At 68.0% G+C, this 22,228-nt stretch carries 21 protein-coding genes and 5 pseudogenes; 15 read left to right on the top strand and 11 right to left on the bottom strand.

Features of this window, described 5'->3' with window-relative positions; all coding sequences use genetic code 11:
• The first annotated feature begins 29 nt into the window (after positions 1–29).
• Complete coding sequence (locus AC067Z_RS13615) at positions 30–581, top strand: DinB family protein (protein ID WP_478789655.1); 552 nt, start codon at positions 30–32, stop codon at positions 579–581.
• Positions 582–657: 76 nt separating this feature from the next.
• Here the strand turns inward: AC067Z_RS13615 and AC067Z_RS13610 are convergent.
• Positions 658–867 (bottom strand): annotated as a pseudogene (locus AC067Z_RS13610) (IS5/IS1182 family transposase); the annotation flags it as partial.
• 1 nt (position 868) lies between these two features.
• Between AC067Z_RS13610 and AC067Z_RS13605 the strand changes: the two are divergent.
• Positions 869–1,138, top strand: a pseudogene (locus AC067Z_RS13605) (IS5/IS1182 family transposase); the annotation flags it as partial.
• A gap of 533 nt (positions 1,139–1,671) precedes the next feature.
• Here the strand turns inward: AC067Z_RS13605 and AC067Z_RS13600 are convergent.
• Positions 1,672–3,042: a beta-propeller fold lactonase family protein gene (locus tag AC067Z_RS13600; protein ID WP_478789654.1), complete on the bottom strand. Its 1,371-nt coding sequence runs from the start codon at positions 3,040–3,042 to the stop codon at positions 1,672–1,674.
• A gap of 318 nt (positions 3,043–3,360) precedes the next feature.
• Here AC067Z_RS13600 and AC067Z_RS13595 point away from each other — a divergent pair, with 318 nt between their 5' ends.
• Together AC067Z_RS13595 and AC067Z_RS13590 are read left to right on the top strand one after the other, a co-directional pair.
• The gene (locus AC067Z_RS13595) at positions 3,361–3,951 is read left to right on the top strand and encodes a class I SAM-dependent methyltransferase (RefSeq protein WP_478789653.1); all 591 of its coding nucleotides are present in this window, start codon (positions 3,361–3,363) and stop codon (positions 3,949–3,951) included.
• A gap of 82 nt (positions 3,952–4,033) precedes the next feature.
• The gene (locus tag AC067Z_RS13590; protein WP_478789652.1) at positions 4,034–4,468 is read left to right on the top strand and encodes a hypothetical protein; all 435 of its coding nucleotides are present in this window, start codon (positions 4,034–4,036) and stop codon (positions 4,466–4,468) included.
• Between the two features lie 136 nt (positions 4,469–4,604).
• Here the strand turns inward: AC067Z_RS13590 and AC067Z_RS13585 are convergent, their stop codons facing one another.
• Entirely contained in the window at positions 4,605–4,991 is a 387-nt protein-coding gene (locus AC067Z_RS13585) for a hypothetical protein (protein WP_478789651.1), read from the bottom strand.
• 269 nt (positions 4,992–5,260) lie between these two features.
• Between AC067Z_RS13585 and AC067Z_RS13580 the strand changes: the two are divergent.
• The 3 genes and pseudogenes from AC067Z_RS13580 to AC067Z_RS13570 all read left to right on the top strand — a co-directional run.
• Positions 5,261–5,365 (top strand): annotated as a pseudogene (locus AC067Z_RS13580) (IS5/IS1182 family transposase); the annotation flags it as partial.
• A gap of 124 nt (positions 5,366–5,489) precedes the next feature.
• Positions 5,490–5,963 carry a carboxymuconolactone decarboxylase family protein gene (locus AC067Z_RS13575; protein WP_478789650.1) on the top strand — a complete coding sequence of 158 codons (474 nt, stop codon included), beginning with the start codon at positions 5,490–5,492 and terminating at the stop codon, positions 5,961–5,963.
• Between the two features lie 156 nt (positions 5,964–6,119).
• Entirely contained in the window at positions 6,120–7,043 is a 924-nt protein-coding gene (locus tag AC067Z_RS13570; protein WP_478789649.1) for an RNA polymerase sigma-70 factor, read from the top strand.
• 52 nt (positions 7,044–7,095) lie between these two features.
• Here the strand turns inward: AC067Z_RS13570 and AC067Z_RS13565 are convergent, their stop codons facing one another.
• The 4 genes from AC067Z_RS13565 to AC067Z_RS13550 all read right to left on the bottom strand — a co-directional run bounded on the left by AC067Z_RS13565 (position 7,096) and on the right by AC067Z_RS13550 (position 12,028).
• Entirely contained in the window at positions 7,096–8,559 is a 1,464-nt protein-coding gene (locus AC067Z_RS13565) for a membrane-associated oxidoreductase (protein WP_478789648.1), read from the bottom strand.
• 250 nt (positions 8,560–8,809) lie between these two features.
• Complete coding sequence (locus AC067Z_RS13560; RefSeq protein WP_478789647.1) at positions 8,810–10,033, bottom strand: alpha/beta hydrolase family protein; 1,224 nt, start codon at positions 10,031–10,033, stop codon at positions 8,810–8,812.
• A gap of 281 nt (positions 10,034–10,314) precedes the next feature.
• Positions 10,315–10,986, bottom strand: coding sequence for a TMEM175 family protein (locus tag AC067Z_RS13555; RefSeq protein WP_478789646.1), 672 nt, complete (start codon positions 10,984–10,986; stop codon positions 10,315–10,317).
• Positions 10,987–11,254: 268 nt separating this feature from the next.
• A complete protein-coding gene (locus tag AC067Z_RS13550; RefSeq protein ID WP_478789645.1) occupies positions 11,255–12,028 on the bottom strand; it encodes an alpha/beta fold hydrolase in 774 nt (257 codons plus the stop codon).
• Between the two features lie 787 nt (positions 12,029–12,815).
• On the opposite strand from AC067Z_RS13550, the gene AC067Z_RS13545 reads away from it, so the two are divergent.
• Positions 12,816–13,562 (top strand): protein kinase family protein, encoded by a 747-nt coding sequence (locus AC067Z_RS13545; protein ID WP_478789644.1) that lies wholly within the window; start codon positions 12,816–12,818, stop codon positions 13,560–13,562.
• 220 nt (positions 13,563–13,782) lie between these two features.
• Here AC067Z_RS13545 and AC067Z_RS13540 read toward each other — a convergent pair whose 3' ends face one another.
• Entirely contained in the window at positions 13,783–14,358 is a 576-nt protein-coding gene (locus AC067Z_RS13540; RefSeq protein WP_478789643.1) for a CGNR zinc finger domain-containing protein, read from the bottom strand.
• 103 nt (positions 14,359–14,461) lie between these two features.
• Between AC067Z_RS13540 and AC067Z_RS13535 the strand changes: the two genes are divergently transcribed.
• A complete protein-coding gene (locus AC067Z_RS13535) occupies positions 14,462–15,634 on the top strand; it encodes an epoxide hydrolase family protein (RefSeq protein WP_478789642.1) in 1,173 nt (390 codons plus the stop codon).
• 466 nt (positions 15,635–16,100) lie between these two features.
• Here the strand turns inward: AC067Z_RS13535 and AC067Z_RS13530 are convergent, their stop codons facing one another.
• Positions 16,101–16,484, bottom strand: coding sequence for a hypothetical protein (locus AC067Z_RS13530; protein WP_478789641.1), 384 nt, complete (start codon positions 16,482–16,484; stop codon positions 16,101–16,103).
• A 194-nt stretch (positions 16,485–16,678) separates the two neighbouring features.
• On the opposite strand from AC067Z_RS13530, the gene AC067Z_RS13525 reads away from it, so the two are divergent.
• The 5 genes from AC067Z_RS13525 (at position 16,679) to AC067Z_RS13505 (ending at position 21,119) form a co-directional block, all read left to right on the top strand.
• Positions 16,679–17,110: a VOC family protein gene (locus AC067Z_RS13525; protein WP_478789640.1), complete on the top strand. Its 432-nt coding sequence runs from the start codon at positions 16,679–16,681 to the stop codon at positions 17,108–17,110.
• Positions 17,111–17,500: 390 nt separating this feature from the next.
• Positions 17,501–18,139, top strand: coding sequence for a hypothetical protein (locus AC067Z_RS13520; protein WP_478789639.1), 639 nt, complete (start codon positions 17,501–17,503; stop codon positions 18,137–18,139).
• 90 nt (positions 18,140–18,229) lie between these two features.
• On the top strand, positions 18,230–18,475 hold the full coding sequence (locus AC067Z_RS13515) for a ferredoxin (protein ID WP_478789638.1): 246 nt from the start codon (positions 18,230–18,232) through the stop codon (positions 18,473–18,475).
• Positions 18,465–19,856 (top strand): NAD(P)/FAD-dependent oxidoreductase, encoded by a 1,392-nt coding sequence (locus AC067Z_RS13510; protein ID WP_478789637.1) that lies wholly within the window; start codon positions 18,465–18,467, stop codon positions 19,854–19,856. The genes AC067Z_RS13515 and AC067Z_RS13510 overlap by 11 nt, the downstream gene beginning before the upstream one ends.
• A gap of 24 nt (positions 19,857–19,880) precedes the next feature.
• On the top strand, positions 19,881–21,119 hold the full coding sequence (locus AC067Z_RS13505) for a cytochrome P450 (protein WP_478789636.1): 1,239 nt from the start codon (positions 19,881–19,883) through the stop codon (positions 21,117–21,119).
• Here AC067Z_RS13505 and AC067Z_RS13500 read toward each other — a convergent pair.
• Both AC067Z_RS13500 and AC067Z_RS13495 read right to left on the bottom strand, forming a co-directional pair.
• Positions 21,116–21,433, bottom strand: a pseudogene (locus tag AC067Z_RS13500) (transposase); the annotation flags it as partial. The gene AC067Z_RS13505 and the pseudogene AC067Z_RS13500 sit on opposite strands and share 4 nt — an antisense overlap.
• Positions 21,422–21,732: pseudogene (locus tag AC067Z_RS13495) on the bottom strand (IS982 family transposase); the annotation flags it as partial. The pseudogenes AC067Z_RS13500 and AC067Z_RS13495, both read right to left, overlap by 12 nt.
• A gap of 70 nt (positions 21,733–21,802) precedes the next feature.
• On the opposite strand from AC067Z_RS13495, the gene AC067Z_RS13490 reads away from it, so the two are divergent.
• Positions 21,803–22,192, top strand: coding sequence for a hypothetical protein (locus tag AC067Z_RS13490; protein WP_478789635.1), 390 nt, complete (start codon positions 21,803–21,805; stop codon positions 22,190–22,192).
• Positions 22,193–22,228 lie beyond the last annotated feature (36 nt).

Genomic DNA, 22,228 nt, shown 5'->3' with positions numbered 1-22,228 from the left:
ATCAGCTCCGTTCGCTAAGGTCTGCGGCCATGACTGAGACCACAGCCGAAGCCTGGCCGGAACCTCCGCTTGCAGGCACCGAGGCAGCAGCCATCCTCGGCGCCCTCGAACGCCAGCGGGCTACGCTGGCCTGGAAGTGCTCTGGCCTGGATGCTTTTGGCCTTCAAGCCACAGTCTGCGCATCCACCATCACTCTGGGCGGCCTGCTCAAACACCTGGCGCACGTAGAGGACAGCCACTTTGCCCGGCTGTGGCTCGGCTCTGCCGTCGGCGCTCCCTGGGACACGGTCGACTGGGACAGCACCCCCGACTGGGACTACCGCTCCGCTGCCGAGGACACCCCCGAGCAACTGCTCGCTCTCTGGGAGGAATCAGTCGCCCGCTCCCGTGCCATCGTTGACAAAGCACTCAGCGCGGGCGGGCTGGACCAGCTCGGTACCTACACCACCCGTAGCGGCGAGCGCCCCAACCTCCGTCGTATTCTCCTGGACCTCATTGAGGAGTACGCCCGCCACGCCGGTCACGCCGACCTCATCCGCGAATCCGTCGACGGCCTTACGGGCGAGGACCCGCCGAGGTGAACCGAGGTACCTCGTGGCGGGATGTTCTGCCGTCATCATGCTCACCGCTGATAAGGGCGAGTTCCTGCCGAGTGAGGAGCCATAAGCGGATCGCGGCAGTGGCCACGGTGCCGTGGAAGACGAGGGCCCTCTTGTCGTAACGGGTGGCGACGGCCCGGGAGTTCTCGATTCGGTTGATCGTCCGCTCGACCTCGTTGCGGCGTTTGCAGATCTCGCTGCCGAAGCCGGTGGGCCGGCCGCCCTTGCTGCCGCTCCGTTTCCGGTTGGCCCGCTGGTCCTTCGGTTGTCGAGGCATCCGATCGGTCATCCCGCAGCCCTCTCACCAGAGAGAACACCGCCTCCGGCGAGGTCGGACAGGCGGCCGCCCGCCCACTTTCGATGCGGTGGCATACAAGCAACGCAACGCTGTTGAACGCTGCATCAACCGTCTCAAGCAGTGGCGCGGCCTCGCCATGCGGACGGACAAGCTGGCCATGGCCTACGAAGGCGCGCTCCACCTCGCAGCCATCCGGATCTGGACACGGCCACGCAAAGTCGAGAGTGCCTCCGGGCTCGGCGGCGTCGCTCGTGGTCACTCGCCGATGGCCTGTATCTGCTCCCAGTCGGTGGGAGTACCCGGGCCTCCTTAGGGCTCGACGTACTGGCAGAGCGTGCCGTCCGCAGGACCTTTGGGCGGGGCGTCACCGAACCATGCGGCATCACATTCGCGGCAGACCCACAGGCGACGGCAGTCCTTGATCAGTCGGAATGCCGACATGTTGCCTACATTGCACCGAGTGCACAGAGCCACCAAGTGCTTCCCTTCAAGCGACTCACGCTGCCGCGCAACTATCGCAGGAAACCAAGAACCCGCTGTCATAGGCCTCCGTCAGTTGCACAGCTAGGGCGTGTTCTCTCCAGCCAGGCGGGGCATCGAAAGCCCTGGCTCGGCGCCGATTAGTCCGAGGAGAGGGCGCGCCCGAGTCCGTTGCTCATCGGCGCGGAGGACGCGAACGGCCCCGACGCAGCCGGGGCCGGCGCGTTCTGGGCCGTGTGGCTCCGGGCGGGTGCGTGCCTCCCGGTGCTCGAAGCCGGGCTGGAACCTCCGGGGTCACGCCGTCGGGAAGAAGGCCAAGGGGAGAGAGACGCCGGCGCGGTCACCGTCGTCCTTGCGGTCTGCTGGACAGCGGCACTTGTCCTTGCGGTCAGGGCGGTGACAGCGGCACTCGTCCTTGTTCGATTCCGTCCCTACCGCCACGTCGCTGGGGCTGAGGCCGACGGGGACGGTGTCGACGACCGTATTGTCGTCCGGGTCGATCACTGACACCGTGTTGCCGTTGCCGTTGACCACGTAGACGCGCTCACCGTCCGGGGTCACCGCCACATCGGTGGGGGCGTCGCCGACGGGGATGGTGGCGTCGATGGTGTTGTCGTCCGTCTCGATCACCGACACCGTGTCGTCGTTGAGGTTGGTGACGTAGACGCGCTCACCGTCCGGGGTCACCGCCACCCCAATGGGGCGGTCACCGACGAGGAGGGTCGCGACGACTGTGTTGTCATCCGTGTCGATCACCGACACCGTGTCCTCCTCGGCGTTGGTGACATAGACGCGGTCACCGTCCGGGGTCACCGCCACACCGTGGGGGCTGTCGCCGACGGGGACGGTCGCGACGACCGTGTTGTCATCCGTCTCGATCACCGACACCGTGTCGTCGCTGAAGTTGGTGACATAGACGCGGTCACCGTCCGGGGTCACCGCCACCCCAATGGGGCCGTCGCCCACAGGGACGGTGGCAACGACCGTATTGCCATCCGTCTCGATCACCGACACCGTGTCGTCGCTGGTGTTGGTCACATAGACGCGCTCACCGTCCGGGGTCACCGCCACACCGTTGGGGAAGGTGCCGACGGGAACGGTGGCGACGACCATGTTGTCATCCGTGTCGATCACCGACACCGTCTCATCGCCCACGTTGACGACGTAGACGAAGGTGCAGGATGGGCTCGCCGCCACACCGTTGGGAGCCTCGCCGACGGGGACGGTCGCGACGACCATGTTGTCATCCGTGTCGATCACCGACACCGTGTCGTCGCTGAAGTTGGTGACATAGGCGGCGTCGCACGTGCCGGGCCGGCTGCCGGGATCGGCAGCGGCAGGCGCGACCGCCGTGACGGGCAGGGCCAGACCGGCCAGGACCACGACAGCCCCGGCCACCAGCGGCCGTGTCCGCGCCCGCCACGACGACCTTCCTCGGCGCCCCGGCGCGCCCTCCTCCCCCGGACCACGCTCATCCCGCCGGCTCGCGCCCACGGCAATACCCGTCATGAAGGCCTCCTCCAGCAGACAGCACGCTGTACCGGCCTGCCCGGGCAGCGCAGGAACCAGACCGGCACAAGTCACCGCTGGAACCGCAACGACGTTAAGCACAGCAAGAGGCACGGAGCATTTCCAAAGCCGCAAAAAGCGGGCAGGTTGGGCCATCCCGGCGACCGCACTCCAGACACCAGCTGACGGCACGCCACAAGAGCCACGGACAACCCACGGTGTGGTCCTTCGCGGAGCGCCAGGGCCGGCCAGGCGCCCATGACAATTCCGCAGGAGAGCTACTCACATGTGACCCCACCTCCCGTACGGGATCGCTGTTACCGAACGCTTCGTGAAAACGGCGACGCCTGCCCCACGAGCAACGCACCAGCACTGACCTGGAGCTACGAGGGGCGTCCGCCCCGCGCCTCAACACAGCCGCGCCCTACGGGCGAGCCGGCCGCGTCGGCAGAGGCCGCGCGCTTCGATGGGAAGGTGCGAAGCATCACGCGGCGGATCCTGGCCAACGGATTCGGCCTGCCCAGCGGCCTGCTCGGCCGCCTCGGCGGCCGACTCATGGCCCACGGCAACGCCGACACGGAACGCCATGCCGTCGCCCTCGCCGCACCCGCCGAACAGGACGTCGTCCTCGTCATCGGCCCCGGCGTCGGCCTCGCAGCCGCCGCAGAACACTCCGCCCACGTCATCGGCATCGACCCCTCCGACGTCATGCTCGCCATGGCCCGCCGCCGCTGCGCACCCCTGATCACACGCGGCCGCCTCCGCCTCTCCCCCGGCACCGCCGCCTGCACCGGCGAACCGGACGCCTCGGTCGACCTCGTGATCTCCGTCAACACCCTCCAGCTCTGGCCCGACGTCCCCGCCGCCCTCGCCGAACTCCACCGCGTGCTGCGCCCCGGCGGGCGCATCCTCCTCTCCACCCACGAGAAGTGGCTCCCCACCGACGTCCCCACCCTTGCGGCCACGGTCCACGCCGCCGACTTCACCTCAGTCCGCACCTGGACGTGGGAGCCCCCGACACGCATGGCGTCGACGGCGGTGCAGCTGAGCGCGGTGCGCACCTAGGTTCCCGAGCAAGTCCCCACGTTCACGTGTGAGCCTGAGAGGGTGAGTCCGGGTAACCGCGCGACGTCGATACGATCACCGGATGAACGAAACACGCAGCGGCGATGAATCGGCCGTGCGCATGCCCGACCGGGCCACCGATGCGCAACTCGCTCTGGAAGCCGCGCAGATAGCCGTCGGATGGGTGTCGGCCAACAGTCCCTTGACAGAGCAGCAAGGCCGGCAGCTGGTCGGCATGCAGAACGCGGGGTCGGCTCAGGGCGAGATGGTCGTATGGGGCAGAGTCCACGCCTGGGAACGGGAACTCGTAGCTGTCCTGGCCGATGCCGACGAAAGCGACGAGGGCCGACGCCGGGTGGCAGAAGCGAAAGCCGCAGCGACGCAGGCCATGCGCGACATGATGCTGCGAGCCCTCCCGAGCGGGGACGAGAAGTGGCCCATCGGCTACGGCCCGCGCGATGTGCTCCGGTGGTTTATCGAAGGCAACAAGCTGCAGGAGACGCCGCCCTCGGCATGACGCGCAGGGCTTCCGCCGCTTGCGCCCCGTGGACGGTCGACGGACGGCCCGCGCGTCGGCAGGGCCTACCGATGCACTGACGACTGGCACCGGCGGTCGGTGATCCTGGGGCTCGCGGCAGTGGCCGTTGCGTTGTCTAGCGAATCACGGTGATGTCCGGCAGGGGGCGATCCCAACTGCCTGTCAGCTCGATCAAGAGCCGGCGTGCCAGCAGCCTGGCTTCGTTCCAGCCGGCATCCGACTCGAGGGCCTCCGGGGTCCAGCGGTGGGCTTGCTGCTGCCCGCTCATGTCCGTGAAGAGGGAGTCGATTGCCCTCAGGCGTGCCATGACGTCGGCATCGAGCCGCCCGTCCTCGGCCAGTGGGGCGGCAGTCCGGAGTGCGTGCTCGAAGTCCAGCGCCAGGTCGTCCGTCTCGACGCGATACTCCTCGATCCACGCCTGCTGGGTGACGGACTCGGCCGCGAGCGTGGTCAATGACGCAGTCAGAAGTCGCCAGCGGATGGAATCGTCCGGGGTGGTCACGACGAGATCGTCGCATGAACTACCTGGTGAGGCGACGGAAATCGATCCCGGGGATGCATGGGTGTTGGTCATCGCTGCTCACGTCCTGAAAAGGATGCGGAGGAGTCGAGTTCGGCTCGGCCGTATCCGGCCCGCTTGTTCAGCTTGAACCTCGTGACCCGACCCGAGCTCCAGCGACGACCCGCAACCGTGACCGGTCCAACCGAAAGCCGACTGACGCTCTGCTCCTCACGCGCTCCCACATCTGCGGCAACTGGCCCCGCCAGGGGGCGAAGTCGACGGCGGAGCGGCTCGTCGACCACCTCGGACCGAAGCTCGCGCTCCAGCCGCCGCGGCGCCGCTTCTGCACCGCAGCCGTGCTGATCGTGGACGGCGGGTACTTCTTCGGCTGACATGCGCCGGCGACGGGGAGACGCAGGTCACATTCGTCCATGTCACAGGGGGCCGGGCTACCCCGTCTCAGGGGTGTAGCCAGTGACGACCACAGAGGAGCACACCATGGACGCGCGACTGAACTTCTTCACCGACCCGACCGCCGGCAAGGTCCTCAAGTACCTCATGTCGGCGGGTAAGGCGGTCAAGGACTCGCCGCTGCCGGCCGCGACGCAGGAGCTGGTGGCGCTTCGCGTGAGCCAGATCAACGGCTGCGCCGTCTGCATCGACATGCACACCAAGGAAGCCGCCGCTGCCGGTGAGACCTCGGTGCGGCTGAACCTGGTGGCGGCGTGGCGGGAGGCGACGGTCTTCACCGAGGCCGAGCGTGCCGCACTGGAGCTTGCGGAGGAGGGGACCCGGGTCGCGGATGCGGCCGGTGGGGTCGGCGACGAGGTGTGGGCGAATGCCGCCAAGCACTACGACGAGGAGCAGGTCGCCGCCCTGGTGATCCTGGTCTCCTTCATGAACATGGCGAACCGGCTGAACGTCATCACCCAGCAGCCTGCCGGCAACTACGAGCCCGGGCAGTTCCACTGAAACGGCATCAGTAACCGGGCTCGAGGGCCGACTGGGGCCCCCGGGCCCCAGTCTCAGGTCATTACTGTGGCCTGCCGGTGGTCCGGATGATCACCAGAAGATGTTCGCGCCGGCGAGTACGGCCGGCGGGAGGGCTTCAAGGGGAAGGGAGTCGGCGTGAGCAAGGTCGAGGAGTTCGAGGAGCTGCGGCCGCTGCTGTTTTCGATCGCCTACCGGATTCTGGGGAGTGTGGGCGAGGCCGAGGACGCGGTGCAGGAGACATGGCTGCGCTTTGACGGCTCGGCGACCCGGCCCACGTCGACCAAGGCTTTCCTGTCGGCCGCGGTGACGCGGATCTCGATCGATGTGCTGCGCTCCGCGCGGGTGCGGCGGGAGGCGTACGTGGGCCCGTGGTTCCCCGAGCCGCTGCTGAGCGATCCGTATCAGGATCCGGCGCGGTCGGTGGAGCTGGCCGACTCGGTGTCGATGGCGGCGCTGCTGCTGCTGGAGCGGCTCAGCCCGCTGGAGCGGGCGGTGTTCGTGCTGCGGGAGGTGTTCGCCTTCGGGTTCGACGAGGTCGCCGCGGCGGTGGGGCGGTCGGAGGCTGCGTGCAGGCAGCTGCTGGTGCGGGCGCGACGGCACATGGAGGCCGGGCGGCCGCGCTTCGAAGCGGTCCGCAATGAGCGGGAGGAACTGGCGTCGCGGTTCTTCGATGCCCTCCGCGAAGGTGACGTCGCCGGTCTGCAGGAACTGCTCGCCGCCGACGTATCGATGGTCGGCGACGGCGGGGGCAAGGCCCCGCAGCTGGCCAGGGCCGTCATCGGTGCCATGAATGTGGCCCGGCTGCTTGCCTCTGTCTTCCCCCGGTTGGCCCGGATCGACGTGACGTTCGAGCCGCACGAGATCAACGGCCAGCCCGGCGCAGTCTTCCGCGACCGGGACGGCAAGGTGGTCCACATCCTGGCCCTCGAAGTGCTCGACGGGCAGATTCAGACCATCCGCGGGGTGATCAATCCCGACAAGCTCGGCCACCTCGGGCCGGTCGCCGACGCCTGGGCCGTCGACCGCGAGGTGAAGCAGGCCCATCGGCAGATGAATTGACTGTCGCCGTGGCCGCCCCATTCTCTGCGAGGTTTCGCGGGTTCCAGTGGGGTCATTGGCGGCTGACCGTACGGGTCACGCCCGTGACGATCGTCGTCGCCAGGATCCAGCCGGTGATGATCAAGGCGTACGACAGCCACTGGTGCCGGCCGTCAGGGGCGAACGCCGGTTCCTGGCCGAAGTTGATGATCGGCAGCAGCAGGTCGAGGGTGTAGAAGACGGGGTTGAAGTCAGGGGCCTCGTCCGCCTTGATGGGGCGTGGGTGGTCCAGGGCGTACGCGATCGACCCGATGGTCAAGAGGGACAGCAGCCAGACGGCCGCGCGCAACGGGCGGAAGCCGTAGCCGACAGTGGCGTCCTGGACGTACCCCCACAGCCGGCCGTACCAGGTGAGCGTGGTGCGTCGGCGGCGCTGCTTGGCGAGTTGGACGAGCCGGGCCGCGTCGTCGTCACCGACGTGCCGGTAGGCCGCCGTCAACTGCTCATAGCCGTACGGCTCATACCGGTCGCCGTCCCGCTCCAGCATCGGAAGGCGGCGTTCGGCGGGCTCGTGCGGGGTGAGTACGGTGTACGTGAGATTGCTGAGATACACCTGGTCCGGCAGCATCTCCGGTTCAAGGGTCAGGATCTCTATTTGAGAACGTCGCAGATTCAGGGCGCCCTCGATGCGATCGCCTCTGCGTAGCCAGAGTTCACCGATGACACAACTGCTCGCACGTAGTGCCGTGTCGCCCGGATGCGACAGGTGGGCGTGGAACAGGTCGAGACGGCCCGATATACGCGAGCCTCGAAGCTCGATCCGGCCCTGCGCTCGTACGCACCGCGCCCGTACATGGCCTCCCACGGTGAGGTTCTGCGCGTCCAGCGCTGTGCCATCGGGCTTGTTGAACTCGGCGTCCTGAACGTTGATCCGCCCGGCGACGGAGGCGCCAGTCAGCCGTACCTGTCCGCGGGCGCGCATCTCTGGCGCCCACAAGTCGTCCCCGATCGCGGCCTGGTTGAGCTGCAGCACCGGCTCCGTGTCGTCCGGCGCCGTGAACTCCGCGCGTTCCATGAACAATGCCCCGGAGATCTGCGCCCCACCGAGCCGCACCGGCCCGCGCATCCGGCAGTCCGTCATCCGCAGCACCCCCTCGACCCGCAGGGACGCCGAGGTCAAGCCCGGCAGAACGGACTTGCTCAGGTTGAGCTGACGCAGCTGGGCTGCGTACAGGTCGGGAACATCGTCGAAGTGGCATTGGCTCAGCCGTACGGCGGCGTCGATCGTGGCGTACTTCAGGTCCAGCACGCCGGTGATCCGCGCACCCATGATCTTGAGCGCGGAGATCTCACCCTCCTGCGGAGCCTTGAGCAGCAGCGCCCGCAGCACAGTCGCCCGTACGGTCCGCTCGGCGCCCCACGTGTTGCCGAGCGCTGGATCCTCGTCGTCGGCGGCGCGGAAGTCCACGGACTCGCCTCGCGGAAAGGCACGCCATACACGAACCTCGGCCGGCGTCAGATCGTTGGTCTCGCTCACGCCGGGACTCTGACGTGCGGCGTTCGAGCTGTCAACTGCCGTACGGAGCACGCCATGCGGCCCGACGCCTGACCCCCGACCGCACGAATGGCGCCTCCCGCCGTGTGGCAGGAGGGCGCGCAAGGGAGGCAAGGGCCGCTGTACTCCCTCACCCCGCTGACACTCCTGCGGAGACGCGGACGGAGGGCGCGCAGGGCCTCTGCTGCTGCGGTCGCGCCGCCTGTGGTGATCAACAACGTTCCGACCGGCGTCACTTGACTGCCAGCGTCTCCTGCAGCCAGTCGAAGACGACCTCGCAGTGCTGCTGCGGAGCCATCGGGGAGCAGTGCAACTGCGCGCCGGTGGCCGTGGTGAGCTTCACGTAGTCCTTGGGACCTGTCAGCTTGTCGAACATCTGGCGCGGCTGGCCGGGATAGAACTGCTCGTAGTCGTAGTCGAGGACCAGCGTGGGCATCTTGATGCGGCCCACGACGTTCGTGATGCCCAGCGACTCGATGAGCTTGGCCGGGGTGTAGAAATCGGTGAACATCTTGCCCTCGCGGGCGTCGAGCATCGCCGGCACGGAGAAGGGCTCGATGCGCTTCCTCAGCGTCGCGGCCGCTGGCGGAGGCAACTCCGGGACGACCTCCTTGTTCCAGATGCTGTTGGTCTCCTCCTTGTCCGGGGTGAGGATCTTCCGGAGCTCCGGAGGAAAGCCCAGCCAGGGCGCGAGCACGCCGGGCATCGCCACCAGAGCGGCGATCCTGTTCTCGAAGGCCGCGGCCCGAGGTGCCAGGTTCCCGCCCATGCTCAGCCCGGTCAGGGCGATCTTGCCCGTGTCCACGTCCGAACGGGCGACCAGCCAGTCGACGAGCGGCGTGACCACGGTCTCCCAGCGCGGCGTGAAGACCACCTGGTCCACGAAGAGCAACTGCCCCTGGCCGGGCCCCTCGTAGACGAGTGCGTTCCAGCCGCGTTCCAGAGCGGCCTGGACGCCATAGGTCCACATGTCGACACTCTGACCGTCGCTGCCGTTCGTGAGGATCACGGTGGGACGCCGCCCGCGGGAGTCGTCCGGCCGGAAGAACCACACGGGCAGCGGTGTCTTCCCGTACGGGATGTTCGCCGTGACCGGTGCCGGGTCGCACAGCTCGCAGAACTGGTCCCAGGCGCCGCGCCCGGCCTTGTACAACAGCTCCTCGCTGCCGGGGGCGTCGGAGCCGAGTACGAAGAACAGCGCCTGGCCGTAGTACTGCGCGGCCCGCAGCGCACGGAAGCGGGTGGTCTCCGTCCCGGCCTTGCTGCCCTGGGGCGCCTCCATCAGCTGATCGCCGAGTTTCTTGAAGGTCGCGGTGTACGTCTGCGCGGAGAGGCCGGCCTTGTTGATCGCGTTCACGGCGGTGAGCACCTCGCCCACCTCACCGGCGCCGTAACCGGCCGCACCGAGCGCGAGAAGCCCGTTGAAGTTGAAGGCCGGGTCCTTGAAGAGGGTCATCACCCCGGGCGTGGGGCCGCCCGCCGGGGTGGAGGCCGACGCCGAGCGACTGGGAGTGGGGGCACTCGCGGGCAACGCGCCCGTCGGGGTGCACCCCGCGGCCAGCACGGCCCCGGCCCCGCCCACGAGCCCGGCAAGCGCCGTGCGGCGGGTGGGTCCGGATGCTCCATCGCTCGATGCGTACGTCATGCCAGGGAAACCTACGAGCCGCACGTCCGGGCCCCAGGCCGCGACACCCTCCGTTCCCCCGAACGGCTGGCCGACACAGCCCGCGCCCAGCCTCACGCCTGTCCCTCGGGGCCCTCCGAGATCCCGGACCGCTGAGGGGCCGTACGCAGGCGCTTGCCCCTCCTGCCCGTCACCAACTTGACCGGGATCAGCACCGCCCACCACAGCTTCGCGCCGGTCGGGGAGACGAATGCGAGCGGCACGGCGACGGCGAAGACCAGCACCGTCGAAGCCAGATCTGCCACATCGTTGCGCGCGACGGGATCGGGCAGCGCGGCACTGCCCAGCCAGGGGCGCTTCCACAGTACGACCGCCAGCGCGAGCTGCGCCGCCCCTACGGCCGCGACGGCGCCGGAGTAGATGGCCACCGACTCCGGCAGGTCCCCGTACTCGGCCAGCAGGGTGGTGGGGAAGGGCATCAGCGCGATCAGCCCCAGGCCGAGCAGCCCGACGGTGAGGACCGTCCCGTCAACTTCCCGCGCGTAGCAGAAGATCTGGTGGTGGCCCCGCCAGAACGCCGCGATGACCAGAAAACTGAGGGCGTACGCCCACACGTTGGGCACCACATCCGCCAGCGCCTGCTCGAAACCGGCGGGGCCAAGCCCGGCGGGCAGCGCGATGTCCAGCGCCAGCAGCGTCATCGCGATGGCGAACACGCCGTCCGACAGCGCGAGGAGTCGGGTCGCGCTGCCCTCGGTGTCCCGCACTCGCTGGTGACCGTTCACAACGCCACTCTAGGGTCAAAATGTTCTTGAAACTCCCGATTTGATCGCTTGAACGTGTCAAGCCGCCGAGAAGTCTGCGGTGGAGGTCGTCGTGGAGGGCAGCCAGGCTTTTGCTCGCCGACGGTGGAGGCACATCACGAGCCCACGCCTCGATGGGCAGGTCGTTGAGTAGTGAGCCGCGACGGATCAGCAACCATTCGCGCAAGCGATGCACGGGCCCGGAGCGACGAGGGGTGCGCTCCGGGTCGGTGCCGGAGCCGTCGGCGTCTCAGGCCCGTTCGGCGTCGACCTGTCGCCAGAACGCGTCGACCCTTGCGTCGAAGAGGTCCGGGGACTCCTGGAAGGGCTGGTGTGCCTCACCCGGCAGCACCTCGAAGACGCCACCCGGGATCGCCTCGGCGACGATCCGGCCCAAGCGCGCAGGGACGGCGATGTCGAGCTCGCCGGCCAGGACGAGGGTCGGAGCGGTGATCCCCGGCAGACGGTCGAGGGTGTCGTGCGTGACGAAGGCTTCCAGCTGACGCTGGAAGGCCTGTGCGGACTGCGGAGGCGGGAAGGCGAGTGTCTCGTCGATGACCCGCTCCACCATGCCGTTCTCGTGCGCCCGGGGCGTGTAGATCCAGAGCAGGAACGCCTCGAGCATGGCGCGCTCGTCCGGTGCGTCGGTGACGAGCCAGTGCCAGAAGCGGGCCATGGACCGGAAGTACGCCTCCGGCCGGGCCCACGTGCTGACGAGGACCAGGCTGCGGACGAGTTCCGGGTGGCGCAGCGCCAGCTCCTGCGCGATCATGCTGCCGCCGGAGAAGCCCGCCACGTGCGCGTGCTCCACCTCGAGCGCCCGCAGCAGCGCTGCGGCGTCGTCGGCCAGCATCGGCAGGGACAGCGGGGCGTCGGGCAGCGGTGTCCGTCCCGATCCACGGTTGTCGTACGCGGTGAGCCGGTAGCGGTCCGAGAGCCCGTCGAGCTGCGCCTGCCAGGCTTCCGCGGGGTCGCTCAGTCCGGCGACCAGAAGGACGTCCGGCCCCCGGCCCCGGCGCTCCACCCGGGGGCGACAGCGACACACCATCTGCCACTGACTCGGGGAGCCGGGCGACCGCCCTCGCCACCGCGCCGTCGAGCCGCTGCTTGACGCCGGAGCCACTGCGCATGGACGCGATCTCCTCCGTCTCCGACCACGTCGCGCTGAACGAGTACTACCGCTCGCCATCGGGGTTCAGCACCGCCTCGGCCATGGCCATCGACCGGCAAGGATCCCGAAGGGTCAGGAGGTCAGGAGGTCAGGAGGTCGGGAGGTCGGGAGGTCGGGAGGTCGGGAGGCGAACGGGCAACATCATGAACAGTCATGGGCGCATCGAAGCCGACGCCACTGACGCTCTGCGCCCTCTGAACTTGGCGAAACGACCTTCACGTACAGTGCGGCCAAGACTCGCCCTTCGGCAACGGCTGTTGCCCTCTGGACGCCGTGGTCAGCGACGGGAAACGAGGTAGAGATTCGGATGCAGGCGATGGTCGACGGCGCTGGGATGCTGTCCGATGCGCGTCTGGCTGCGTACAGCACCGTTTCCACGTCCCTGGCCCTGCACAGTGATCGAGGACTGCGCGAACTTGTGGACACCGCTGCACCGCTCGGTTCCGGTATCGGTGGCAGTTCGGCGCTACTGGAGATTGCAAGTACGCCGGTCTTCGTGAAACGGGTCCCCCTGACTGAGGTGGAGCTTCGGCCTGACCATGTCCGGTCCACGGCGAACGTGTTCGGGCTGCCCGTCTTCTGTCAGTACGCCATCGGTGGGCCAGGCTTCGGGGCGTGGCGGGAGGCTGCCGTCCACACCATGACCACCAACTGGGTGCTCGCAGGGCAGTATCAGGGGTTTCCGCTGATGTATCACTGGCGAGTGCTGCCGGACACGGCACGGGCTCTTCCGGAGGAGCTGGCCGACGTGGACCGGGTCGTGTCCTTTTGGGGAGGCGGGCCGGAGATACGTCGTCGACTCGAGGCCCTTGCGGAGTCCCCGGCGAGCCTCGTGCTGTTCCTGGAGTACATCCCGCAGACGCTGCATGAGTGGCTCACCGAGCAGGTACGAGTCGGCGACGAGGCGGCCGGTCGCGCCTGTGCCCTCGTGGAGAGGGAACTGGAGGCAGGCACCTCCTTCATGAACGACCGCGGTCTCCTGCACTTCGATGCCCACTTCGAGAACATCCTGACTGACGGCCGGCGCCTCTATTTCGCCGACTACGGCCTGGCTCTGTCGTCCCGCTTCGACTTGTCCCCCGCCGAGGCCGACTTCTTCGACAGGCACCGGACGTACGATCGCGCGTACACACTCAGCTACTTGGTGAACTGGCTGATCACCGGCCTGTACGGGCACGAGCGGGCGGAACGGGTGGCGCTGATACACGCGTGTGCCGAAGGGGCGCGGCCTCCTGCGGGTCCGCCGGATGCCACGGCGATCCTTGCCCGTCACGCACCGCTTGCGGCACTCGTGACGGACTTCCACGCGAGGCTGCAGCACGAGAGCCGTGAGACTGCTTACCCGCTGGCGGCAATCCACCAGATCCTCGAGTCGCGCCACGGCTGAGAGCGCCGAATGTCGCCTGCCGAGCCCGCCGGTCTCGGTGCGTTGGCGTCTCATCGCATTTCAGGGAGCCGATGAACGTCGCCGATCAGTAAACGTAGACGTACTGATTGAGGACGTTGAACGAAGGCGACGGATGACTCTTGGTGGTGCCGTTGGGGTGCACCCAACGCGACAGATGTGTCGCAGGCGTGGAGCCCACTTGGATGTACCGAGGTAACGATCACTCCGCTGATCTGGGGTTTTTGCGCTGGTTGGCATTGAAGCGCGCCTTCTTCTGACGATTCCCACACGTGTTCATGTCACACCATTTGCGAGTGCGACTTTGGCTGGTGTCGAAGAAGGCGGCTTGGCAGGTCGGTGATGCACACAAGGCCAATTTTCCGTCTCGTTCGCCTGCGATGATGCTGATCGCGTCGGCGGCGATCACGCTGAGGGCATCTTCCACGCAGGAAGGCGAGCTGAGCCGCCATCGCCGCTTGCCCTCGGGCGTCAGGATCGCCGCGGCCCGACCCTGAGCGCTGCAGTCATTGATGACTTGGACAGCAGACGCAGGGAGAGCGTCCTGGATCGCGGCCGCTGTCGCGGCGGCGTGAATCGACTCCCTCAGTTCCCGAGCGAGGTCGAGCTGGGCAGTGGTGCAGGAGTCCACGGCGAGGCCGTTCACTGCCAGCCAGTCGACGAGTCGGTGCGGCGTGGGAATGCGCTCCACAGCATCGCCATGACGCTCCGACAGAGTCCCCGTGAAGCTGGTCGCCAGCACGTTACCGAGGCGGAAGTCAGGGAAGCCAGCACGCATGGAACCACCTTAGCTGGTTGCAGCGCGGCTCGAAGAACTGCTAGAACCGTCTTAGCCGGTTCTGAAACGGTCGTAGCCGGTTCCACAACGGCCAGGAGGTCTCATGCCCCGTCCCACCAGCGACGTGCAAGCATTTGAAACCCACGCACCCGACGCCGACCTCGACGATCTGCGCGCGCGACTGGCCGCGGCACGGCTACCGGAGGCCGAGACGGTCTATCGCGCCGCGCCCGACCCTCGCCGATGGGAACAGGGCGTTCCGCTCGCCGACCTCGTCGATGTCGTGAACTACTGGCGCACCGGGTACAACTGGCGGTCGTTCGAAGAGCGCCTTGACGGTATCGGCCAGTTCCGCACGACCATTGATGATCTGGGAATCCACTTCCTGCACCGCCGATCCGCGCGCGCAGATGCCACTCCGCTGCTCCTGACGCACGGCTGGCCGGACAGCATTGCTCGGTTCATCGATGTCGTAGACGAGCTGGCAGATCCGAAAGGTGCAGACGCGCCGGCGTTCCACGTCGTGGTCCCGTCGCTACCCGGCTTCGGCTACAGCGACAAGCCGACCACCACCGGTTGGGGAACCGAAAAGATCGCAGCCGCATGGGTGGAACTGATGGGACGGCTCGGCTACCGCAAGTTCGCAGCCCACGGCGGTGACTGGGGAGGCAATATCACCACGGTCCTCGGCGGCAGGTTCCCGGAGCACGTTCTCGGCATCCACACAACGTTCGCGGAGGGACCGCCCGGGCTGACAACGGACGGGCTGACTGCGGCCGAGCGCAAGTGGACCGAGGAAACCCGCGATTTCTGGCACCACCGCGCGGCGTACGCGAAGCAGCAGGCGACCCGACCGCAGACCATCGGCTACTCGCTCGTCGACTCACCGGTCGGGCTTCTTGCCTGGATCCTTGACAAGTTCGCTGAGTGGACGGACACCGAAGACAGCCCGTTCGAGACGATTTCCAGAGACAGCGTTCTTGACAACGTCACCCTGTATTGGCTGACGCGGACCGGCGCATCGTCGGCCCGCATTTACTACGAAAGCCACAACTCACTGGACCCCGAACTTCGGGTCGACGTCCCGTCGGCAATCAGTATGTATCCCCGCGACATCGAGAAGTGTCCGCGCCCCTGGGCACAGGAGCGGTACCGACAGATCGTCCGATGGAGGTCGCCCGAAATCGGGGGACATTTCCCGTCGCTGGAGGTTCCCGAGTATTTCGTCAAAGATCTGCAAGAGGGCCTCGCGGCAGTGCTGGCCGCCAATCGGTGAACCCGGCTCGGCGACCCGGCACTCGATTCACCGCCTGATCCGGCTCAAGGCGTTGCCCGACGGCTTCCAGACCGAGTTCATCGAGACGGCAGAACGTGGTCAGACAGGGCGCGGCGAAGACAGCGTGGAGCATGTCGAGGTCTTTCGGATGGGCAGTGCAGGAACCTCCATCCTGGAAGGCCTCCACGCCTACCCGCCAACACCCCCGACTACACCCTCAACTGCGAAGAGCCGCGTTGGCCAACCCATAAGGGGTGACGGTGTGTCAGGTCTGGTGGGTGGCAAGGTAGTCGGACCAGCCGTCTCCTGCGAGCCGTGCCCAGCGGTTGGCGGTGACGGGGCTGATGCCGACGAGGTCGGAGACCACGATGGGCCGGGGGGCGGACCGGATCGTGACGGCAGCCGCCCCGGCCCCGTCGGGGGTGGGGGAAACGGGGGCGGCCAGGTCATGCGTCGCGACCGGGTGTCAGCACCAGGCGACGGAGTCGGCGGGGTCCTTGCCGACGTTGACGTTGCCGCCCCAGACCCACGCGGTCCGGTACGTTGCGGGGGAAGCGCTGTCGAAGACCGTGCCCCTGTACCAGATGTCGGTGGTGTAGCCCCCCGCCGTGACACGGTCGCCTTCCAGGTAGCAGACGCCGTCCATGTAGAAACGGTCCACGGTGGGTCCGGTGTTGGCGACCACCTCGGCCCGGAGGAAGGGGCCGGTACGGATGTTGCTGTTCGGCTGCAGCGACACGTAGAACCCCGAGGCCCCGGCGTGGGCGTTCCCGGTGGCGACGCCGGTCAGGGTTGCGGCCCCGATGAGCGCGAGGCCGGCGGCGGCGAGGCGGGTGCGGTTCTTGGGCACGGGTGCTCCTTGATGTGTCATACGTGGCGAGGACGTGCTGCTTCGTCCGGGAGACGGCCCCCGCACGCCCGGGCGTATGAGCGTCGGCTCGACGAATTCGTTCCGGCTTCCGAGCAGGGGGCGCTGTTGCTGTTGGCATGATGCGGTGCGAGTAGCAGGGTCCATCCGGGCCCGCGTCACAGGAAGGCAGTGCCGTGACCGTTCTCGACTCCCCGATCCCCCGGTTCCACCTGGCCATGCCGGTCGACGACCTGGCCGCCGCACGCCGCTTCTACGGAGAGGTGCTCGGGCTGGAGCAGGGCCGCAGCGCGGAGACCTGGGTGGACTGGAACCTGCACGGCCACCAGTTCGTGACCCACCTCGCGCCGGAGCGCGCACAGCGCGTGCACAACCCGGTCGACGGCCACGACGTCCCGGTGCCGCACTTCGGGCTGATCCTGACGATCCCGGAGTTCCAGCAGCTCGCCGAGCGGCTGCGCGCGGCAGGCACGGAGTTCGTCATCGAGCCCTACGTGCGCTGCGAGGGACAGCAGGGCGAGCAGCGAACGATGTTCCTCCTCGACCCGGCCGGCAACGCCCTGGAGTTCAAGGCATTCGCCGACGACTCCCAGGTCTTCGCCACCTGACACCGGCGTTCCGCACCCTTCTCCCCCGTCCCCTTTCCGTGGCTCAGGCGCGGTGCCCGCCGCAACACGGTTCTCGGATCAGTTCACTCAATCGGCAGATCTCGGCGTGCACGGAATCCGCATACGGGGATGTCACCCCTTGGCGTCACCTGACCGAACACGTGACACGGCACGCGTCATCGCTGTCAGCCGGCTCGGCCTCCCCACCATCTGCGGCCACGTCGCCGTGCGCCCTGGTGGCCGACCGCTGTTCGGCAGGCGCGTGCGGGCGTGCTTCCTCGGGCCATGCTGTACGGCGCGCCGCGCTCTTCCTCCCGAGCGGCCCCGGTGGCGCGCGCCCCGGATCGCTGATGTCTGTACGAAGGAGGTGCGGAGAGAAAGCGAGAGACCATGGAGCAGAAGCGCGAGCGCCTCGGGACACCCCGGGCAGCCGGGATCGCCGGGGTCGTGTTCGCGGTCCTGATGGCCGCGGCGATCGTCCTGATGCGCATCGCCCTGCCCGGCGGGGCCGACGGGGACGACATCACCGTCGACTCCGGGCAACGGAGCGCCGTGCGGACGGCCCTGGCGCTGCTCCCCTTCGCCGGAATCGCCTTCCTGTGGTTCATGGGCGCCCTGCGCGAGCAGAGCGGCGAGGGAGAGGACCGGTTCATCGCCACCGTGTTCCTCGGCAGCGGCCTGGTCTTCGTCGCCACTCTGTTCTGCAGTGCCGCGGCGGCGAGCACCGTACTCGACGAGGGTCAGCAGCCCTCCCCTTTCGGCCGCCACTTGGCCTACACCCTGCTGACCACGTACGCGATGCGGATTGCGGCGGTGTTCATCTTCACGACCTCGGCCATCGGCCGACGACTCGGCGTCTTCCCGCGCCCCCTCGTCATCCTCGGCTACCTGGCGGGCCTGGCGCTCCTCGTGCTGGGAGCATCCGCGCCCTGGTCCGAGCTCGTCTTCCCGGCCTGGGCGCTGGTCCTCAGCCTGTACATCCTGTGGGGCCGGCGGCCCGTCGGCTCACGGCCCGCCACACCGACCTGAGCCGGCCGTACCGCTCACTCCAACGGACTCTCCCTCGTCGCCGTGGCCCCTCCGGCCACCGAGGGTGGTCCAAGGGAGTTGACCGGGCCATTGGAGAGGACCGATCCGTTGGTAAGGGTTGTCGTCGATCTGAACCACTGTCAGGGATACGCGCAGTGCGCGTTCCTGGCCCCCGAAATCTTCGCCATGCACGGCGAGGAGGCGCTGCTGTACAACCCGGAGGCCGACGAGGCACAGCGCGAGAAGCTGGCCCAGGCCGCCGCAGCCTGCCCCGTCCAGGCCATCCTGGTCGACGCGGTGGACACCCCGGCCGAGGCGGTGTCCGGTGAACGGTGACGGATCGCTGGAACGGCTCAAGCGCGAAGGCCGCATCGTCGTCGTCGGCGCCTCGCTGGCGGGCCTGCGGGCTGCGGAAACCCTGCGCGACAAGGGCTTCGCCGGTTCCCTGACAATGATCGGCGACGAGCCGTACGAGCCGTACGACCGACCCCCGCTGTCCAAGCAGGTGCTGCTGGGCAAGGCGACCGCCGACCGCACCGCGCTGCCCAGGCGCCGGTCCGTCGACGCGACTTGGCGGCTCGGTGTCCCGGCCACCGGCCTGGACATGGCCGCCAAGCGGGTGCGGCTGGCCGACGGCGACGAAGTGCCGTACGACCGGCTGCTGATCGCCACCGGGGTACGGGCGCGACCGTGGCCGCGCGAGGCCGAGGCGGAACTCGACGGCGTCTTCGTGCTGCGCACCCGCGACGACGCAGCCGCGCTCGCACGGCGGCTAGACGAGGCACCCAAGCGGGTCATGGTCATCGGCGCCGGGTTCACCGGCTCGGAGATCGCCTCCGCCTGCCACGAACGCGGCCTCCCCGTCACCGTCGCCGAGCGCGGCGCGGCCCCTCTGGTCGGCGCACTCGGCGGGGTGGTCGGCGCGGTCGCCGCCGAGCTCCATCACAAGCACGGCGTGGACCTGCGGTGCGGGGTCATGGTGACCGCTCTGGAGGGCGACGCCTCGGGACGGGTGCGCGCCGCGCATCTGTCCGACGGCTCCACGGTGGAGACCGACGTGGTGGTCGTCTCGCTCGGCGCCACCCGCAACACCGGGTGGCTCGCCGGATCCGGACTCGGGGCGGGCCCCCGCGGGATCGCGTGCGACGCCGGCTGCCGCGCGTTCGACATCCGCGGAATCGTGACCGACGACATCTATGTGGCGGGCGACGTCGCCCGCTCCCCGCACGCCCTGTTCGGCTACCAGTTCCTGTCCCTGGAGCACTGGGGCAACGCCGTCGCCCAGGCCGATATCGCGGCGCACAACATGCTGAGCGAAAGTACCGACCGCCTCCCCCATTTGTGGATGCCGGCCTTCTGGTCCTCGCAGTTCGGAGTCAACATCAAGTCGGTCGGGGTGCCGTCGCTGGGGACGGAGATCCTCATCTCGCAGGGTTCGCTCGAGGGGGGCCGGTTCGTCGGCGTCTACGGCTACCAGGGGCGCGTCATCGGCGCGGTCGCCTTCGACCATGGCCGGTGGATGCCGTTCTACCAGGAGTTGATCGAGACCACCGCGCCGTTTCCGCTGCCGTTCCCCACGGTCGACCGGCGCACGGAAGGACAGCAGCCGATGGACGCCGACTTCCCCGACCCGTCGGTCCCCACTCACGGCCCCACCGTGACCCTCAGCGGATACTCGCCGGCCGACCGCCGGATGACGTTCACCCCTGCGCACTGACCCGCACGGCCACGAGGACTCGCCATGACGCAATCCCCGCTGCACCAGATCCTGGACTACGCCAACCGCGCCAATCCGTACCCGATTTACCAAGAGCTGCGGAAGACGCCGGTCCACCACGAAGAAGACGGGCCGTACGTTGTCAGCACCTACTACGAGATTCGCAGCCTCCTGCACGATCCTCGGATCAGTTCCGACGCCCGCAATCTGGCCTCGACCGCCCGCGACCCGCTGGCCGAGTCCTCCCAGGAGGAGGAGACTGCACTGCCGCCCAGCTTCCTGCGGCTCGACCCTCCGGAACACGACCGGCTGCGACGTATGACGAACCGGCCCTTCGGCCCGCCGCACTCCCCCCACCGGGTCGACGGGATGCGCGGAGAACTCCATGGCATCGTCTCCGGCCTCATCGACGGCATCGCCGACCCGGGCCGGATCGACCTGGTGGACCAGTTCTCGTACCCCTTCCCCGTGACAGTGATCTGCCGGCTGCTGGGGGTGCCGCACGAGGACGAGGCGCGCTTCCACACCTGGGCGGACACCATCGCCGCGAGCCTGGACCCCGACCCGGACGCGGATCCCACCGAGCGGGGCAAGACGTCGCACGACGCCCGGATGCAACTGGGCATGTACCTGGCCGGCCTGATCGAGGAGCGCCGCAAGAAGCCCGGGAACGACATGCTGTCCGAGCTGGCGACGGCCAAGGGCGAAGACGGCTCGATGACCACGATGGAACTGCTCAGTACTGCGGCGCTGTTGCTGATCGCGGGGCACGAGACCACCGTCAACCTGGTCACCAACGGAATGCTGACCCTGCTGCGCAACCCCGATGTCCTTGAGCGGCTGCGTGTGGATCCACAGCTTGCCGTGCCCATCGTCGAGGAGTTGCTGCGCTTCGAGCCGCCGGTGCAACTGGTGCCGCAGCGCACCACCCTCGCCGACATCGAGGTGCGGGGCGTCACCGTCCCCAAGGGTGCCTCTCTTTGGCTGGTTCTGGCGTCCGGCAACCGCGACCCCCAGCGCTTCGAGGATCCGGACCGCTTCGACCCGGACCGCCGGGACATCCAGCATCTCGGCCTGGGCAGCGGCATCCACAGCTGTTTCGGCGCACCGCTCGCCCGGCTGGAGGCCCAGTTCGCCCTGGCGGAACTCGCCCGCAGGCTGGAGAACCCCCGTCTGCTGGAGGACCCGCCCCCGTACCGGCAGAACGCGGTGCTGCGCGGGCCCCGGCATCTGCCCATCGCCTGCGACGGGATCCGTCCCTAGTCTTCTGAGTCAGGAATTCTGTTCAGATATGAGGCGAGGCGTTCGAGGATCTCGTCGGCAGTCTTGGTCCAGATGTAGGGTTTCGGGTCGGTGTTCCAGGCTGCGATCCAGTTGCGGATGTCCTTCTCCAGGGCCTGCACCGACTTGTGAACGCCTCGTCGTATCTGCTTGTTGGTGAGTTCGGCGAACCACCGCTCGACGAGATTCAGCCAGGACGAGCCCGTCGGTGTGAAGTGCAGGTGGAACCGGGGATGGGACAGCAACCACTTCTTGATGGCCGGGGTCTTGTGGGTGGCGTAGTTGTCGGTGGCCAGGATCCGGTTGACGCTTCGCATCAGACCGGCGGCCTTGCGCAGCCGCTTGTTGTAGCCGGGCTGCTGGGGCAGGTAGGGGAAGAGGTGGCGCAGGTGGGCACGGGCATGGCGGAGCCATTTGGCCTCGGAGGTGTAGCCGAGTATGGCCTGCATCGTGGCGAGGGTGACCAGTTCGGCATCGCTCAGGCGGGGCGTAATGCCGACCGGCGGCGCCACGACGCCAGGTCGGGATGCTCCTTCAGCATGTCGTCGGTCGTCGCATAGAGTGCTGTCGCGAGGGTGTCCACGTCGTTTGTCATAAAACGATCTTGGACACCCTCGTTCTCGTCTCCGCAGGCACCCCTTGGACCACACCACCAGGAGGAACCAGTGTCATACCCGCAACTGCTCACCCCCGAGGAGAAGCTCGCCGACGCGAAGAAGCTGTTGAGCCTCCCGCGTATCGTCGTGATCTGCGGCTCCACCCGCTTCATGACCGAGATGACCGAGGCCGATCTGCGGGAGACCAAAGCCGGAAAGATTGTCGTCAAACCGGGCTGTGACATGAAGTCGCCGCACGAACTTTGGTCCGATCCTGTCGAGGCCGAGGCGCTGAAGGTTCGACTCGACGATCTGCACCGGGCGAAGATCCGGCTCGCTGATGAGGTGCTCGTAGTCGGCGACTACATCGGAGACAGCACCCGAGCCGAAATCGCCTACGCCCGGTCGCTGGGCAAGCCCGTACGGTTCACGCACCCCGAAGTCGCCCCTGACGCCTGACCGCCCGCTGCCACCTCGACAACCAGGGCCGGCAGC

This window comes from Streptomyces sp. NPDC043812 (assembly GCF_056436245.1).
The sequence above is the reverse complement of the archived record's forward strand: the minus strand, read 5'-3'. Positions and strand labels throughout refer to the sequence as shown.

Bases quoted from the DNA above. Each gene is read 5' to 3' on its own strand.
- AC067Z_RS13615 (WP_478789655.1), top strand. From the start codon at position 30: ATGACTGAGACCACAGCCGAAGCCTGGCCGGAACCTCCGCTTGCAGGC.
- AC067Z_RS13600 (WP_478789654.1), bottom strand. From the start codon at position 3,042: ATGGCCCAACCTGCCCGCTTTTTGCGGCTTTGGAAATGCTCCGTGCCT.
- AC067Z_RS13590 (WP_478789652.1), top strand. From the start codon at position 4,034: ATGAACGAAACACGCAGCGGCGATGAATCGGCCGTGCGCATGCCCGAC.
- AC067Z_RS13575 (WP_478789650.1), top strand. From the start codon at position 5,490: ATGGACGCGCGACTGAACTTCTTCACCGACCCGACCGCCGGCAAGGTC.
- AC067Z_RS13560 (WP_478789647.1), bottom strand. From the start codon at position 10,033: ATGACCCTCTTCAAGGACCCGGCCTTCAACTTCAACGGGCTTCTCGCG.
- AC067Z_RS13545 (WP_478789644.1), top strand. From the start codon at position 12,816: ATGACCACCAACTGGGTGCTCGCAGGGCAGTATCAGGGGTTTCCGCTG.
- AC067Z_RS13540 (WP_478789643.1), bottom strand. From the start codon at position 14,358: ATGCGTGCTGGCTTCCCTGACTTCCGCCTCGGTAACGTGCTGGCGACC.
- AC067Z_RS13535 (WP_478789642.1), top strand. From the start codon at position 14,462: ATGCCCCGTCCCACCAGCGACGTGCAAGCATTTGAAACCCACGCACCC.
- AC067Z_RS13520 (WP_478789639.1), top strand. From the start codon at position 17,501: ATGGAGCAGAAGCGCGAGCGCCTCGGGACACCCCGGGCAGCCGGGATC.
- AC067Z_RS13505 (WP_478789636.1), top strand. From the start codon at position 19,881: ATGACGCAATCCCCGCTGCACCAGATCCTGGACTACGCCAACCGCGCC.